This is a genomic window from Paenibacillus aquistagni (assembly GCF_900177815.1).
Taxonomy (GTDB): Bacteria; Bacillota; Bacilli; order Paenibacillales; family Paenibacillaceae; genus Paenibacillus_B; species Paenibacillus_B aquistagni.
Window position 1 is genome coordinate 280,436 of the sequence record NZ_FXAZ01000005.1, and the last position, 16,566, is coordinate 297,001.

Annotated in this window: 12 protein-coding genes; 7 read left to right on the top strand and 5 right to left on the bottom strand. The window is 49.4% G+C overall.

Annotation, left to right across the window (positions count from 1 at the left end; all coding sequences use genetic code 11):
• Positions 1 to 454: 454 nt before the first annotated feature.
• Entirely contained in the window at positions 455 to 4,177 is a 3,723-nt protein-coding gene (locus tag B9Y93_RS17850; RefSeq protein ID WP_085496580.1) for a DNA polymerase III subunit alpha, read from the bottom strand.
• 195 nt (positions 4,178 to 4,372) lie between these two features.
• On the opposite strand from B9Y93_RS17850, the gene B9Y93_RS17855 reads away from it, so the two are divergent.
• The 3 genes from B9Y93_RS17855 (at position 4,373) to B9Y93_RS17865 (ending at position 5,681) form a co-directional block, all read left to right on the top strand.
• Complete coding sequence (locus tag B9Y93_RS17855; protein WP_085496582.1) at positions 4,373 to 4,699, top strand: YtrH family sporulation protein; 327 nt, start codon at positions 4,373 to 4,375, stop codon at positions 4,697 to 4,699.
• Between the two features lie 4 nt (positions 4,700 to 4,703).
• A complete protein-coding gene (locus tag B9Y93_RS17860; protein WP_085496585.1) occupies positions 4,704 to 5,186 on the top strand; it encodes a sporulation membrane protein YtrI in 483 nt (160 codons plus the stop codon).
• Positions 5,187 to 5,369: 183 nt separating this feature from the next.
• Positions 5,370 to 5,681: a YtpI family protein gene (locus B9Y93_RS17865; RefSeq protein WP_085496587.1), complete on the top strand. Its 312-nt coding sequence runs from the start codon at positions 5,370 to 5,372 to the stop codon at positions 5,679 to 5,681.
• Between the two features lie 280 nt (positions 5,682 to 5,961).
• On the opposite strand, the gene B9Y93_RS17870 is transcribed toward B9Y93_RS17865, so the two are convergent.
• The 4 genes from B9Y93_RS17870 to B9Y93_RS17885 form a co-directional block, all read right to left on the bottom strand.
• Positions 5,962 to 7,296, bottom strand: a complete 1,335-nt coding sequence (locus tag B9Y93_RS17870; protein WP_085496589.1) for a DRTGG domain-containing protein — start codon at positions 7,294 to 7,296, stop codon at positions 5,962 to 5,964.
• Positions 7,297 to 7,437: 141 nt separating this feature from the next.
• On the bottom strand, positions 7,438 to 10,122 hold the full coding sequence (locus B9Y93_RS17875) for a YhgE/Pip domain-containing protein (protein WP_085496591.1): 2,685 nt from the start codon (positions 10,120 to 10,122) through the stop codon (positions 7,438 to 7,440).
• A gap of 315 nt (positions 10,123 to 10,437) precedes the next feature.
• On the bottom strand, positions 10,438 to 10,728 hold the full coding sequence (locus B9Y93_RS17880) for a hypothetical protein (protein WP_244903457.1): 291 nt from the start codon (positions 10,726 to 10,728) through the stop codon (positions 10,438 to 10,440).
• A gap of 129 nt (positions 10,729 to 10,857) precedes the next feature.
• Positions 10,858 to 11,199 carry a YlbF family regulator gene (locus B9Y93_RS17885; protein ID WP_085496593.1) on the bottom strand — a complete coding sequence of 114 codons (342 nt, stop codon included), beginning with the start codon at positions 11,197 to 11,199 and terminating at the stop codon, positions 10,858 to 10,860.
• Positions 11,200 to 11,529: 330 nt separating this feature from the next.
• Here B9Y93_RS17885 and B9Y93_RS17890 point away from each other — a divergent pair, with 330 nt between their 5' ends.
• From B9Y93_RS17890 to B9Y93_RS17905, 4 genes are read left to right on the top strand one after another with little or no spacing between them, the layout of a single operon-like run.
• Positions 11,530 to 12,900, top strand: a complete 1,371-nt coding sequence (locus B9Y93_RS17890) for a YheC/YheD family endospore coat-associated protein (protein ID WP_085496595.1) — start codon at positions 11,530 to 11,532, stop codon at positions 12,898 to 12,900.
• Positions 12,901 to 12,917: 17 nt separating this feature from the next.
• Positions 12,918 to 14,069, top strand: coding sequence for a YheC/YheD family endospore coat-associated protein (locus B9Y93_RS17895; RefSeq protein ID WP_085496597.1), 1,152 nt, complete (start codon positions 12,918 to 12,920; stop codon positions 14,067 to 14,069).
• Entirely contained in the window at positions 14,066 to 15,442 is a 1,377-nt protein-coding gene (locus tag B9Y93_RS17900) for a YheC/YheD family endospore coat-associated protein (protein ID WP_085496599.1), read from the top strand. The genes B9Y93_RS17895 and B9Y93_RS17900 overlap by 4 nt, the downstream gene beginning before the upstream one ends.
• Positions 15,439 to 16,548, top strand: coding sequence for a YheC/YheD family endospore coat-associated protein (locus B9Y93_RS17905; RefSeq protein WP_370738961.1), 1,110 nt, complete (start codon positions 15,439 to 15,441; stop codon positions 16,546 to 16,548). Before B9Y93_RS17900 ends, B9Y93_RS17905 begins: the two co-directional genes overlap by 4 nt.
• Positions 16,549 to 16,566: the final 18 nt, after the last annotated feature.

A 16,566-nucleotide genomic window follows, 5' to 3' on the forward strand; every position in this document is an offset into this window, starting at 1 on the left:
AGGGGCATTTAAAGGATACATTCCTCTGATGAGGGGAGAAATTCTTCTACTGGTACATTTATGTGCAGCCCTCAGCATATGGTATTTCTGCTATATGAAGCCCTTTAAGTTTGCAGCGTCAAAAAACAGGCATTCTAGCTTTATTCAAGCGATATCAGCCAATATCCGCCTTGTTTTCGAAGCGATTCCAATCATTGGTGCTGGCATAAGCGTATCGAACCGTAAGGGATACTTTTATCTTATTTAAGGAAGCTTTCTCCGAATATTCTCCCTTATCCATACAACACTCTACGACTATTGACTTATAGTAAACTTGATCTGCTATTGCCTAAGAAAAAAGAAAAAAAGCCGAGCCTATCGATTAGGAGGTTCCACCCTCTCTACACGATAGACTCGGCATTCATTGAGAATCTATAAGCTGGCATATAAAAATTCAACCTAGACGATACACGGGTTATCGAACTCTTACCGTTCCTTCACCAAAGATCATCTCGATGCGCTTGAACAACTCAGGAGAAGGCTTAACTGCATACTTCTCGCTGAGCGCACGCAGCTGCTGTTCGCGTTCATAGAACAGCACAGTCGCAAGCGGACCCGGATGAGCCTGAATAAGAGCTTTCAGCTCATTCAAGCGCTCAGGCTGCTCTTGGTCCGCAGTGATCTTGATGTACACGCGCTGCGCACTGCGCGCGTGGCTGCCCTTCGCCCGCGGAGCTCCGTCAATAGAGGAGCTCGCCTGCTGGCTGCTGGCCGCTACGCGGGCGTGCTCGCGCGTCTTCGCTTGCGGCCGCGGGGCAGCGCGATGCGCTGGCTCGGCCATGGCAGCCGTCGCATCGCCCTTTCCCAGAGCGCCGCGTGCAGCGTGGCTGCGGCGCTCTGGGGAGCCGCTCCCTGCATGAGGGGGAGCGGCTCCCTCCTGCGCAGGCCGAGGCGTGCTGTAGCCCTCGGCCCTGCGCTGGTAGCGCGCGCGGTCGCGCAGCATCGCGTCGACCGCGCGCGGATCAAGCGGCGCCACATCGTGCGCGAGCAGCTTGAAGCCTTCATCCTGCTGCTGCAGCTTAGCGCGTATCGCAAGCAGGGCGCCCTTCGACACGTGCGGGCGAGCCTTCTTCCACACCTCCGGGAAGAGCACCACCTCTGCACGCTCGATGCGATCCTCCAGCTCAATAAAGGCCATAGGCTTGCCCTTCTTCGTGACGATCACGCGCTCGGATACGACCATGCCTGCTACGACGCATTCCGTCTCATCTTTAGCCTCATGGAGGTCAATCAGCCGGTCCGCCTCTGACTTCTCCAGCAGTTCGGCATACTCATCCAGCGGATGGCCAGACAAATACATGCCGAGCAGCTCCCGTTCAAGCTCAAGCTGCTGTCCCGTTGTAAACGGCGGAATCTCGGGATAGTCGATCGACCAGTTGTTCACCTCTACGAAGTTGAACAGTTGAATCTGCAAGTCCTCCCGCTCCTTGCGCCACTTCGCCGCTGCCTCCAGCGTATCGTCAAGCATTGCAAGCAGTTGGGCGCGATGCCCAGGCAGGCAATCCATGGCGCCTGCTTGAATAAGCGACTCCATAACGCGGCGATTAGTCACTCTCAAGTCCACTCGCCTGCAGAAGTCCTGCAAGTCCTCATAAGGACGTTCAGCCCGCTCTTTCATGATGCTCTCAATCGCAAGCGTTCCTACATTCTTGATTGCCGCTAAGCCGAATCGAATTGCTCCCGTCACCGGCGTGAAGGTCAGCCCGCTCTCATTGATATCTGGCGGCAGCACCTCAATCCCAAGCTTCCTGCAATCCTCGATATACTCGGCCGTCTTGCGGTGATTGCCCATCTGGGCAGTCAGCATGGAGGCCATGAAGGCATGCGGATAATGCGACTTTAGATAGGCGGTCTGAAACGCCAGCACCGCATAGGCTGCCGCATGCGCCCGCGGGAAGCCGTAATCGGCGAAGCGGACAATCATGTCGTAGACGCGGTTCGCCTCCGCTTCCCTGTAGCCCTGCTTCAAGCTGCCTGCAACAAAGTGGGTCCGCTCCTGATCGAGCACCTCACGCTTCTTCTTCGACACCGCACGCCGCAGCAGATCGGCCTCGCCCAAGCTGAATCCCGCCATTAGAGAGGCAATCTGCATGATCTGTTCCTGATACACAATAATGCCGTACGTGTCCTTTAGAATCGGCTCAAGATCAGCATGCGGATACTCGACAGGCTTCAAGCCATGCTTGCTCTGAATGAAGTTCGGGATAAACTCCATCGGACCCGGACGATACAGCGCCAGCACGGAGACGATATCCTCGAAGCTAGAAGGCTTCATCTCGCGCAGCACGCGTCTAACACCAGCGGATTCCAGTTGGAACAGGCCTGTCGTCTCACCTCGTCCCAGCAGTTCATACGTCTTGGGGTCCTTATCGTCTACGCGATTCAGATCAGGCACCTCTCCCTCCTGCTCTGCAATCCAAGCAAGCGTGCGCTCAATAATGGACAATGTGCGAAGACCAAGAAAGTCCATCTTGAGCATGCCGATGGCTTCGAGGTGCTCCATCGAATACTGTGTCAGCGCCGTATGTTCTGTGCCTTCTTGCAGCGGAACAAAGTGAGTAAGCGGCTCTGGACTGATAACCACGCCTGCGGCATGAGTCGAGGCGTGCCTCGGCATGCCTTCCACTTTGGCCGCCATATCCAGCAGTTCCCTTACCCGCTCTTCTGCCTCTCGGTAGGCGCGCAGCTCATCACTCGTTCGCAGCGCTTCCGCGAGCGTCATCCCAAGCTGCTGCGGAATCAGCTTCGCGACCTTATCCGCTACCTGATAAGGAACGTTAAGGACGCGACCTACATCGCGCACCGCAGCGCGAGCGGCCATCGTACCGAACGTAATGATCTGAGCAACCCGGTCGCTGCCATACTTCTCAGAGACGTAAGTGATGACTTCATCTCGACGCTCATCATTAAAGTCAATATCAATATCGGGCATCGTCACCCGCTCCGGGTTCAAGAAGCGTTCGAAGAGAAGCTTATATTTGAGCGGATCGACATTCGTAATATTTAGCGTATACGCCACAAGGCTGCCTGCCGAAGATCCCCGACCGGGACCTGTCATAATTCCAGCCTCGTGCGCGTAGCGAATAAAGTCCCATACAATCAAAAAATAATCGGAGAATCCCATCTGCTCGATCGTGCGAAGCTCATAATCCAAGCGCTCTTTGGCCTGTGTCTGGAAAGATTGCTGCTTCCATTCCGGGAGCCGCTCATATCGCTTGCCAAGCCCTGTCTCGCACAAAGAGCGCAAATACCCGCTTGACGTCATGCCTTCTGGAATTGGAGAGAATTCTGGAAGCACGCTTTCCCCAAATACGATGTCTACCTGACACTGTTCAGCTATAGCCAGAGTATTCTGGATCGCTTCAGGGACATGAGGGAACAATGCCTTCATCTGCTCTGAAGACTTCAGGTACAGCTGATTCGTAGCGATCCGAAGCCTCGTCTCATCCTCTACCGTCTTACCTGTGCCGATGCAGATCAGCACATCCTGCATGGCGGCATCCTCTGGCTCCAAATAATGCACGTCATTCGTGCATACAAGCGGGATATCAAGCTCTTTGCTGAGCTCGATCAGCCCCATATTCACTTTCTTCTGTTCGTTCAGCCCATGATCCTGAAGCTCCAGATAGAAGCCGTCATGAAAAATCTCTTTATATCGCAAGGCCGCCGCCTTGGCTTCATCCAAACGCTCATGCAGCACATGCTGGGAAATCTCACTGCCAAGACAAGCACTGGTACAGATAATGCCTTCACTGTATTGACGCAACGTCTCCATATCGACGCGAGGCTTGTAATGAAAGCCTTCTAGATGTCCAATACTCGTAATCTTCATCAGATTGCGATAGCCTTGATTGTTCTTTGCTAGCAGCAGCAAATGATAGATGGGCTGATCCTTGCGGGACCCCTTATCATGGCGCGAGCCTGTCGTCACATAAGCCTCGATGCCAATGATGGGCTTGATGCCATGCTTCAGACATGCCTTATAGAACGCAATCGTACCGTACATTACGCCATGATCGGTCAGTGCAAGCGCAGTCATGCCATGGGCAGCAGCACGCTCAGCTAAAGCTTCAATGCGAGCAGCTCCATCCAAAAGACTGTATTCACTATGTACGTGCAAGTGTACGAATCCACTCATGCGCTTCACTCCAGTTCTCTAATCATTTCCTATCGCGTATGTTCACGAAGGGTAAGACACCCTGCTCGGCCTTGCTCCACTGCTTATCATTCCCGAACATACTTTCGTCTTTGATTGTAACATATTTTCAATGCTATCGCCTATATATGTACAAGGGGCAATGTTTGTCCACTCCGCATAAAGGAGTTCATGCTCATGTCAGACTTTTTTTCCAAGGCGATCATTGATTTTTGCATCGCGCTCGGTGTCGTTGTAGGAGGCTCCATGCTTGCTGGCATCGGAAGTGTGATTGCTCTTAAGTCTCCTGTAGATACGATGAGGCATATTGCTGAACATCTAAAAATATGGGCGATTGTTGCAGCAGTAGGAGGAACGATCGATCCGCTTCGCATTATTGAAACGAACTTCATGCTGGGCAATCTTCCGCCAGTATTCAAGCAGCTCATGCTTATTCTGGTATCTTTCTTGGGTGCTCATCTAGGGACAGAGCTGATTCAATGGATATGTCGAGCAAGGGGGTGAGCGCATGCATATCCGCCTTCTCATCCGCGATCTGGCATTGATCATCATCGGCATGCTCATCGGGGCTTGCGTCTACCACGCGATCTTCCTTCATCAGATCCAAGAGCTGACGATGCGCAATCTGGACCTGCAGGACAAGCTCTCCCACTATCAAGCCGAGAATGAAGATTTGATTCGATACAAGCATCAATCTTCGGTCATTAAGAGCATTTCTGTGCATATCTACGAGCAGCACAAGCAGGATATCCCTGCGGCTGATGAAGCGCTTCTTAAGAAGAAGCTGCTGCAGGATCTTGGCGGCATGAAAGGCAGGAGTGTCTTTCAAATCGATGAATATACGAAGCTGATTGAAGGACTCTTAACCAGCAAGGTATACACGAATATTAATGACCATGACTACACCATTTCCGTACGTACGATGCTCGTCGCTGAAGGGGTTCTGCATGTGTGGGTCGATGCCAGATTGCAGCTGCCTACAGCACCTTAAATCAGCCTCCTGCCCTGCAAGCTCTAAGCAGGTTTTTATCTGAGTGAGAACAAGCTGCCGGCGCAATCCAAGCTAATCTACTAGACAAATCAGATGCTTGTTCACTTCAGCAGTATAGTTTGGCCACCCTTTATATGGTAAAATGATGAAAACAGACAACGAGAAAGGGGTCCCCATCCTGCTATGCAAGTGATTCAAACGATTCTAATCGCTTTAATCTGCGCCGCATCACTAAGCTCTGTCTTCTTCAGCTTCCGCTCCAGACGAAGCATGGATGCTGTTCTTAAAGGCTTGTATGCTGCTCGCATGAACATCAGCATGGGCTTTATGCTCATCTTCATCGCCGTCATCCAGATGACCATGTTTACCGGGTCGACAGTTCGCGTTATTGTCGGATCCGTGCTTTTGTGCCTAGGCGCCTTCAACCTGTTTGCCGGCCTGCGCAATCACGCGTCCTTCCAGCGTCTGCTTGCAGAGCGCGGGGTCAACTCCTAAACGGACCGAGACGGCTGCTCTCCTTATTTGATCTATAGAAAGAAAGCAGAGCTTCAGCTGCCAGCCAATTAAGCAGCCGCTCCTAACCCATGCTAATGTCATCATGACCCAACAAGTGCCTTCTCATTATTCGTATCAAAGCGATACCTGTCATTTATGTAGAAAAGGACTTCATGATCCACTGGTAAAGGGAGACATGAAGTCCTTTTCTTTGTTATTAAAATACAAGTAGGGCTCAATCAATACATCATTCGTAGAATGTGCTTTTCTTAAACTTCAATTATTCATTGCCGATCGATTGCAGCGTCAGCATGACCTTTGCCACCAACTGCTGATTCAATCGCATCTCCATATCAAGCTTGCAGAATTTGCGGCTCGTCTCGATAATTCTTGGGACGAGAGTCACAATATCCTCGATCTGAATCGGACGAACGAAGTAGGAGGTCATATTCTCCATAATATGATCATGGCCGCGGACATCCTTCGCAATGCGGGTGGCGGCATTGGTCATAATCGACATCATCACCCCTTCAGAGACAGACCCTAAGCCAGTAACCATCTGTGGGGTAATCATGCCTTGGAAGTACAGCATCCCTTCCTCATCCCGAAGCTCCTCGAATCCGTTCCAGATCAGATCATCGAAGGTTTCTCCAAGCTGCGGCTCCTTTCTGGAATCACGCATGGCGTGCAGAACCTCGCGGCGAGTAATCATGGCGATCAGCTTGCGATTGCGATCCACGACAGGGAGCACCTCGATCCCCTCCCACACCATCATGTGCGCTGCAGATGCCAGCGTAGTCGTGAGCGAGACGGTGATCGGATGGCGCGTATAGAGCTTGTCAAGTGTCTGATCAGGGCCTGCGCCTGCAACATCCTTGTAGGTAATGATGCCGACCACGCGATTCCACTCATCTACGATAGGGAATCGATTGAGGCCGGTACGATCCCGCAGCTGATCGAACTGCTTCACGGTGCTTGAGGAGCGCAGGACCGAGATGGACGATGAAGTATTGACAATATCCTCAACGAGCATGATCTTCTTCTTGATCAAGCGATCGAATAAGGCGCGGTTGATCATCGTAGCGACCGTAAACGTATCATCCTTCGAGCTGATGATCGGGAGATCCAGCGAATCAGCAAGCATCTTTACCTCGCGGCTCGTTCCGAAGCCGCCTGTAATCAGCACGCCTGCTCCATGCTCCAAGGCAAGGCGATGAGCATCCTCACGGTTGCCGACAATGAGCAGGCTTCCCGCATCAATATACCTTGCCATGGCATCAAGCTTCATTGCGCCGATCGCATACTTGTTCAGCGCCTTCGTTAATCCTCTAGCGCCTCCTAGCACATGGCCTTCAACGATATCCACCACCTCGGAAAAGGTTAGCTGCTCGGACAAATTTCTTGGTTTTTTTTCTACGCGAACAGTACCGATTCTCTCCTTCGTAATGACGATGCCCATGCTCTCTGCATCCTTTACGGCACGATAGGCTGTTCCTTCGCTGACGCCCTGCTCCTTGGCCAGCTTCCTTACGGAGATCTTCGTCCCAGGCTTCAAGCTCTCGATATGATGAAGCAACTGCTCATGCTTCGTTAAGGCCGCATCATGCTTATCCATCTGTTACACCCCTCTCTCCGAACTGTTCTATTCTGTGATTATTTTACCATATCCTTGTTGCCATGCGCAAAAAAAGCCTCTATATCGATAAAGACTATGTTTTGTCTTTATCCGATATAGAGGCTGTTGCAATGCTAAAAATTAAGATAACGTAAGCTTTTCCTCTTGATTAGCTTCTTTTCTCTTCACGATCTTGTCCGAGATCGTAAAGTAAATCATGCTGCAAATCAGCGGAATGATTGTAAACACGAGCAGGATCGAAATGTTTTGCCACACATAGCTCATATCCCCAAGGGATACGACACCGCGATAAGCTCGAATCGTATACGTCATCGGCAAAAATGGATGAAGCATTTGGAAAAATTCTGGCGTCAGTTCAATCGGGAAGGTTCCCGCTGTTGCTGACAGTTGAAGCACAAGCAAAATGATAATAATAAAGCGTCCCACGTTGCCAAAGGCCGTCACAAAGAACTGAATGAACGCAAAGAACATGAGACTCGTAACAATCGATACGAGGAAGAACATCGGCACATTGGTTACCGTTAAACCAATGACATATAAGACAACGCTGCAAGCAATGAGCACTTGAAGCATGCTCTCGATAATCATCGTACCGTATTTGCTCAAGAACCAGGCAAAGCCGTTAGGTGCTGGCAGCTTTGTTTCTTTCATCGGGAAGATGATCGAGAACATCAACGCTCCGACGAAGAAGCCTAAGGATAGGAAGTATGGCGCCATACCGACCCCGTACGTGCTGACATCATGGTTGTCAATCTTCTCGCTTCCTACAGGCTTTGATACCATTTGATACGTATCGTCTGTAGGGTTCTGCGTCGCTTTTTCCGCACCCTCTTTAAGCTTGTCGCGAAGCTCAGCACCGCCATCGATCAGCATTTGCTGGCCTTCCTTCAATTGGTCGAACCCGCCATTAATGGTAGCGGTAGCCTTGTCAACCTGCTCCATGAGTTCTGTCATCTTCGTAAAGATCATATGCTGAAGCTTCTTCGAAGCCTCATCGAGCTTCATGTCAGCAAGCGAATGCATCTTCTCTCTAACGATTGGCGTAAGATCCTCTACCTTGCTGTTTGCTGTCTCATGCAGCTGATTCACAATTTCTGGCTGAACGCGGTCGATTTGCTGATCAGCCTGCTCATGAACCTTGCTGACAACCTCTGGCTGAAGCGAGGACCATTTTTCATCCAGCACAGTATGAGCCGTATTCTGCACTTCTTTTGATTTGTCTCGATAGACCTCATCTGCAATCATATGGGCCTTGGCAAGCAGTACAGGGGCCATTTCCTCTGCCTTTTGCTTCGCTAGGTTCTGCGCTATTCCACGGACCATTGGGAAGTAAGATTCAAATCGCTTGTCTGCCTCCGCATGAACCGTTTTTAGCAGCTTCTTGTTCGCAGCATTCAGCTCTTCATCCGCAATCTTCTTCAGATCCTGCTTCATCTTGTCGCGCAGCTTGATCAATTGTTCCGGATCCAATGCAAGCTTCGCATCAGGCATCATGGCATCCACTTGTTCACGAATGGAAGCAAGTTTCTCCTGCTGTTCAGGGGTGAGCTCCTTATTGAACTGTTCCAAATCCTGACCCAGCTTCTCCAGATCAGAAGCAATCTTGGATTGATTATCGGTTACGATCTTAATAATCGGATCAAATAACTCGTCAACCTTCGTATCAATCCATTCATGAATCTTCTTATGAAGCGTCTCATCAAGCTTGCCCATTTCTTGGTCGATCAGGTTATGCATCATCGCTTGCGCAACCGGCTTCGACTGAAGAACAGATTGATCCACCTGCTTCTCAATCGCCTTTAGAGCTTCGTCATAATGGGTTGCATAAGCAGCATCCAAGTCCTGATGAAGCTTCTGTCTTACGACCACTCCATATTCATCGAAGGCACGATCAATTTCCTGATGAAGCTTCTCGTTGGCAGGATCACTATTCTCGCCAACAATCTCATCAATTCGAGTATGTACCTTCTCTCTCATGACTTGACTGTACTCATTTGACTTGGCGTCAATCTCCTCGTTCAGCTTATCGAGCAGCGGCGCTTTATGCGTATTGATCGCCTGATCAATTTCCTTTGAGATCGTATCATCAATCTTCTTCTTGTTCTCCTCAAGCAACCGATCAACCAAGGAGCCAGCACCAGAGGTCTTCTCATTGATTTGATGATTGATCTCGGATCGGAACGTATCAATCCCCGCGCCTAGCTGAGCAAGTCCATCCTCGAGCTGACCAGCGCCTTCGCTTGCAGCATCCAGGCCAACAGCTAATTGTCCAATCGCACTGAACATTTGCTCGACGTAGGTCTCTGTGACCTTTTGTGACATTTCAGATTTGATTTTCTCAACCACTTTATCAGAGATCTGACCAGATAAGAAGTTAAAGCTGCTGTTCTCCTTATATACCAGTTCCAGTGGTGTAGGATTCGGATCGAGAATGGTTGTAGCATGCTGTGACATCTCTTCAGGAATCTCTATCATCAAGTAGTAGAGATTCTCCTTTAGGCCACGCTCTGCCTCATCCTTGGTTACAAAGTGGAACTGCACACTATCATTATCATGCAGATTCTCCACCAATTCTCGTCCTATGGCGATTTCCTGTCCTTCAAATGTGACGGGCTTATCCTCATTGACAACGGCCACGGGCATATTTTTCACATTACTGTAAGGGTCCCAGTTCGCCACCAGATACACTCCACTATAGAGGATCGGAACTACTAGCAAACCGAGCATCGGGATGACTATGCTTTTCGTTTTGATGGTAGCCAGAAATTCCTTCCCGAAGTAGCGGAGGCTGCGAAACCATTTCATACTCAACACCTCCTGCTTATAATTCTGACTGAATGACCAAATTCAAAAAATAGTTCTGTAATGATTTGTTCATTATACAACTCGGCAACGCTTGGATCAACTCAGATGAATAGGATATGATAGTCTCTGCTCTTTGTACATCGTCATTTTCCTATTGCAGCTTTAGTTTTCATGTTTTTTCTCTTTTTTTCGCAAAATATAATTAATTTTCATAACTTTCGTAAATTCACAAAAAAAAGAAGACTATTATGCCCTTCACTTTTTAGCAAGGGCCACAACAGCCTTCTTCTAGCTTGCATCTCGCTGTCCCATCTCTTATGAATCTCCCATCATTCGCCGCTCTAGCTTCCGAATTTTCTCCTTCTTGATCGCCTTCATTCTCTTTTCTGTATCCTCATCGACCTTGAGCAAACGATAGAGATGTGCACCTATAATCAATACCGCAAACAGTGCCCACACCACTCCAAATATTGAAGCCAAAGAGAAGCCTTCTCTAAGAGGAATCGTCGGCAAGGCAATGAACAGCATAGCTAATACAGCAACGATGGAGATCACCGACACCGCTTGGCTCTTTTTACGGCTTGTCTTCTTTGCAACCTTCTTCACGTGGCACACTCCTCTCTTCCTTTACTATCAGCCTATGAAATGCAAATTGGAATTATGTCAGGATCAAACCAACAAATTAAGAGCCGCCCCTCCAATACCCGAGGACACGGCTCTTGTCTTACATCCGTTCTATTCTTGATAAAGGTGACTCAGTGAATCGGTCACAATCTTGTTCACGTCTTGAATAATCCCAGCCAAACGGCGTTCTGCCTCAAACAGCTTTGCAATGTTCGGATTCATGCTGATCACTTGATAGACCTGCTCCATCTTCTCCATTTCTTGCGGATCAGGCATGGCGCCAGTCATCATCTTTTGCTGAAGCTCTACCTGACGCGTGCGGAAGTCATTCAGCATTGATTTTGTTTCTGGTTCACTGTCGATCTCCTTCATTGCGTTCTCCACAGCAAGGGCTTCCTCGGAAGATTGCAGTGCGCGAGCCAGTTCATGCGCTCTGTCGTATACATTGTTCATCTCTTCATCTCTCCTTTGGTGACAAGCCCTTAACCCTCGGAGCTCATCTTCATTCAGCAGGCGCCCATTATGTATAGTTAAATGCACATCCTGCCCTGTACATACGTTTAATATCTTAACGGATTTATCGCTCATTTGTCTAATGGTTAGGACTTACAGGCTCTGGCAGGCTTGATTGCATCCTTGAGGTTCTTTTTGGGCCATAGGCAATCACCAAGGAAAATCTGTCCTCATATGATACAGCAGTGATTTCCCATTCGCCTATGCTCGTCGCAGCCCGAGCACTATCATGCACGTTCTTTGCAAGCTGTGGTTGGAAGGAGAACCAACATGTCAAAAAATAAAATGACGATTCAAGTGATGAACTCAGGTCAGCTTAAAGACGATGTCCTTATGCTCGGAGAAACATGGGTAAAGCAGTTGAAACTCCCCTCCCAGAAGCTTTTCACCCTGAGATTTGGCTCCGAGCAGCGGCTCATCACGCTTCAGACGGTTCCGCGATATGACGGAATGCGCATCTCGGCTGTGCTTGCCCGCAAGTTTGCGCTTGAGAATGGCCAATCCCTGCAAGTGACGTATCAAGCGTCTAGTGAGACTTTGATTCTCGGTCCATTCATCGGCGTACTGATCAGCAGAGACTACCCCCATGCCCCTGAGAAGCCATTTGGACAGATTACCCTGTTCTGCAAGGAGCTTGCGGAAGCCTGCCAGGCACAAGGAGCTATGGCCTGTGTGTTCACTCCTGAACATCTTGAGTCTTCTTTTTCGCCTCTTACGGCTTGGGTCTACCACAACCGTTCATGGAAGAAGACACAAGTCCCTATTCCTCAAATTATTAACAATCGATTGACAACTCGCAAATCGGAGAATAAGGCTTGTGTCCAGCAATTCATGCATGAAGTCAAAACCAAGCATAACGGCGCCATCTTCAACGAGAAATTTTTAGATAAGACAGAAGTATTCGATGCTTTAAAAAAAGATGCCAGCTTGGGCCGATTTTTGCCTGAATCCCATGCCCTGCGCAATTATGCCACACTCAAATCAATGTGCGCGAAGTATGCTGTTGTCTTTCTAAAGCCCGCAAGAGGCAGTCTTGGAAAAGGAATCATTCGTATTACAAAGCTTAATGATCACAACTATCAAACCTTGGTTACGACCGTTAACGGAACGAAAAGACAGCACTATACCCGTCTGGCCAAACTATTTTCCACCATCTCAGGAAAGCTGTCGAACAATCGCTATCAGATCCAGCAGGGACTTAGCCTCATGGAGAACAGCGGACGTCCCGTTGATTTCCGAGCTTTGGTTCAAAAAAATGCTACAGGCAAGTGGACCTTAACCTCGATCGTCGCAAGAACGGCCAGCAATCAGCAATTTGTGTCCAATCTAGCGCGCGGCGGCACCTTAAGCACGGTCAAGGATGCCATGATTCGCTCCAATCTTACAGCTAATGCAAAGCAGGATATGTACAGTAAGCTTAAGCAGGCTTCCCTTCAGATCGCGCAAGGCATCGATACCCAGATTCCTGCCCATTTCGGCGAGCTTGGCATTGATCTAGCCGTCGATCAATCGGGTCGAATCTGGCTGCTAGAAGTTAACTCCAAGCCCTCGAAAAACGATAATACACCGCTTCATGACAATAAAACCCGTCCTTCGGTTCGAAAGATGATTGAATATGCAAAATATTTGGCGGGCTTCTAAGAAGGAGGTGGAGTTCCATGAGTCTATGGAAAGATTCGAGCCGAATCCTTGGTGTACTGCAAAATGAATCCAGCGGAAAACCTCCCTTTACAGAAGCCTCTTTCTGCCGCAAATTGTGCATCGCTGGACAAAAACACGGGATAGAGGTGCTCATCTTCTGTCCATTGTGGATTAATCGGAAGACCAAAATGGTGCGCAGCTACACCTATAAAATCAAACATGGCTGGAAGGAAATGATCACACCCATTCCTAAGCTTGTGTTCGATCGGCTGAACTTCGTTAACAAAGAACAATTCCGAAAGGTCCAAGGAGCGGTTTCTTACATGAAGCGAATGCATACGAAGTGGCTTGGAATCGGCCTAAGCGGAAAATGGGATGTGTATCAAATGCTGAAGGATGAGCCGTTACTCAAAAAAATCCTTCCTGAAACGGTGCTGTACCAAGGAGATCAGCATCTTGCTGATTATATTAATCGCCATCATGGCTCAGTCTTTCTAAAGCCTCATGGCGGAAGCAAAGGGCGTTCAGTCATGCACGTCACAAGAACCTTCTCTTCTTGGCATGCAGAGGAAGGCTCCACCAGGATAAAAATTGAAGGCCGTGATGGACGCAACGAACCTTTCGTACGCGAATTCCAAAAGCCGATGGATGGCCTCCAATGGATCAAGCGCTGCATCGGCGGACGCAAATTTGTTCTTCAGCCTTATCTGTCCCTTCATTCCTCTAACGATGAACCGTACGATGTCCGCGTTCTCATGCAAAAGAATGAGACTGGGCATTGGACAATAACCGGAATGGCTGCCAGGCTTGGCCGGCCGGGCGCAATCACATCGAATCTTCATGGAGGAGGACACGCCATGCCGCTGGCCCCATTTCTTACCGAGCAATTCGGCGAGGACACAGCCGAGCGCTTAATAAAGGAACTTACATCCTACAGCTCCATCATCCCTGCTGCAATCGAGCAGCAGCATGGGCGTCTCGTCGAGTGCGGGCTCGACTTTGGCATTGATCAACAAGCTCGAATATGGTTGCTCGAAGTGAATTCTAAGCCGGGAAGAACCGTTTTTACTCAGACCGGCGACCATGAAGCTGCCAAGCAAGCGGTCGAGAAGCCGATCTTGTACGCAAGAAGCATCATGGTTCGACATCTTAGGAGGGTCAGTCCATGAGTTTGACGGTATGTAACGTCCATTTGACGCCTAAATCCGAAAAGATGGTGTATGTCTCACATACCCTGCTTAAGCAATTGAACCTGTCAGGCAAGCGTTCGGTAAGGCTCCATTTAGGATCATCCAGCATCCCCGTTACGGTAAAGCCCATTCGCAAGGCAGGAAAGCATATGTATATTCCTGCGTCGTTGAGGCAGCGATTTCGCGTCCCCAAGTCAGGCAGCGTGTTCTTGCTTAATGAAACCGAAGGAGAAGTCCAGCTCGGCCCCTTAATCGGCATTATGTCTGATGCAGCCCAACGCTCTTCTACTCACCCTTTTGGCAGCAGAACGAGCTTCATTAAGCAAATTCTAAAGGCAGGCAGCAAAAAGGGATACGTCTTTGCCTTTGCTCCAAGAGATATTAACTGGCAAAATGAGACGGTATACGCCTACTTCATTAATGAAGCCGGAACCTGGGTGAGAAGAACCGTCCCGCTTCCAGACGTCATTTACAACCGTCTTCCAAGCCGAAAGGCCGAAACAAGCACTTACATCAACACGCTCCGAGAGCGTTTTGTCCGCAGAAACATCCCCTTTTTCAACTGGAGCTTCTTTAACAAATCAGATGTATATGCCTTGCTTAAGGATGAGGTTGCCGCGAATCGCTACGTTCCCGAATCCGTTATGAATCCCAATGCTGATGTCATTAAAGATATGCTCGACAAGCATCAGTTCGTCTATTACAAGCCTACCGCGGGCAGTCTTGGCATCGGCATCTACCGCCTGACCTACCTGCCGAAGAAAGGTTATTTTGCTCGCTACACGACGGGCGGCAAAAATATATTGCTTCGCTTCAAAAAGTTCTCAAGCCTGATGCGAATGCTGGAGGGACGCCATGGTCGCTCTCTGCGGAACTATGTCGTGCAGCAAGGCGTTCGGCTAGCTGAGATTGACGGCTGCCCCATTGATTTTCGGTTTCATGTGCATAAGAACGGAGAGAACAAATGGGTTGTCGTCGGTATCGGCGCGAAGAAAGCGGGCAAAGGCAGCGTCACGACTCATGTTAAGAACGGCGGGCAGTTGATGACGCCTAAGCAGGCGCTTGAACGTACATTTGGTGATCGAGCAGGGGAGATTATTGATAAAGCCAAAGATGTCGCTGTGGAATTGGCAGAAGCTATTGAACGCAATTATCCGCATCGCTTAGGTGAACTTGGCTTCGATCTTGGCATTGATCGTGATGAACAGGTCTGGATGTTTGAAGCGAATGCTAAGCCCGGACGCTCGATCTTCAAGCACCCTGCTCTTAGAAGCGAGGGGCGCTCCTCCGTTGAGCATATCTTGGAGCACTGCTTGTACCTCAGTAAATTCCACAGGAGGGAAGAGCCGTGAGTGAAGAGGCTATGAACCGAAAGCCCATCATCGCCATCTTGACGATGGATGATGAAAAGGAGTACTTTCGAGGCAACCGCGTCAATTTTGCTGAGACGATCGCCGCTGGCAAAGAGATGGGCTATACGGTCTATATTTTGACCATCAAAGATTTGAAGCTCTCTCAAAAACGAGTCGTCGGCTACAACTATATGCAAGAAACCAACGTGTGGCAGCAGGAGTGGTTCCCTCTGCCTCACGTGATCTATAATCGCATTCCGCTTCGCGAAGATGAGATGCAGCCTGCTGTTCGGCGCAAGATCCAAGATGTGCTCTCGCATTCCAGCATCAAGATCTTCAATCCCTATTATTTCAACAAGTGGCATCTGTTTGAATGGTTGAAGAAATCCCCTTCCACGAAAAAATATATTCCAAAGACGCAAAGGCTTAGAACCTCATCCGGCCTAGGCAAGATGCTGAAGAAACATGCCTACCTCTACCTTAAGCCTGAAGCAGGCAAAGCAGGCGTTGGAATTATGACGCTGCGCATGAATCCGGCCAAAAGCTTGAAGTACCGCCTGAAGGTGCAAGATAAAAAAGGGAGCATCTCCTACAAGGCAGCCAAAATTCAAAAGCTGTGGACGAGAATTCGCAAGGAAGCGGGGGTGAACTCCTATATCGTCCAGCAGGGAATTACGCTTGCCACGATGAATAAGCGCCCCTTCGATCTCCGCTTGCTCGCACAGAAGAACGGCAAGGGACAATGGGATGTAACCGGCATTGGAGCGCGCGTCGCTGGCATCTCAAGCATTACCACCCATGTACCGCGCGGCGGAAGCATCGAAGACCCTGAGAAGATTCTTACAACGATCTTTGGTACGGAGCAGGCACGAAGCATCATGGCAAAGGCCAGAGCTGCAGCAGTCGTCATTGCAAAGCAGGTGGAGCGTGGTTCCGGCCACACTTTAGGCGAGATGTCCATGGATCTTGGCGTTGACACCACCGGGGGGATCTGGTTCTTTGAAGCCAATGCGAAGCCCATGAAGTTCGATGAGCCTCATATACGAAGACGTTCATTAGAACGAATCTTTCAATACTGCTCCTATCTATCCCGCATGAGCGGATAGCGGAGAGAAGAAGGTGAA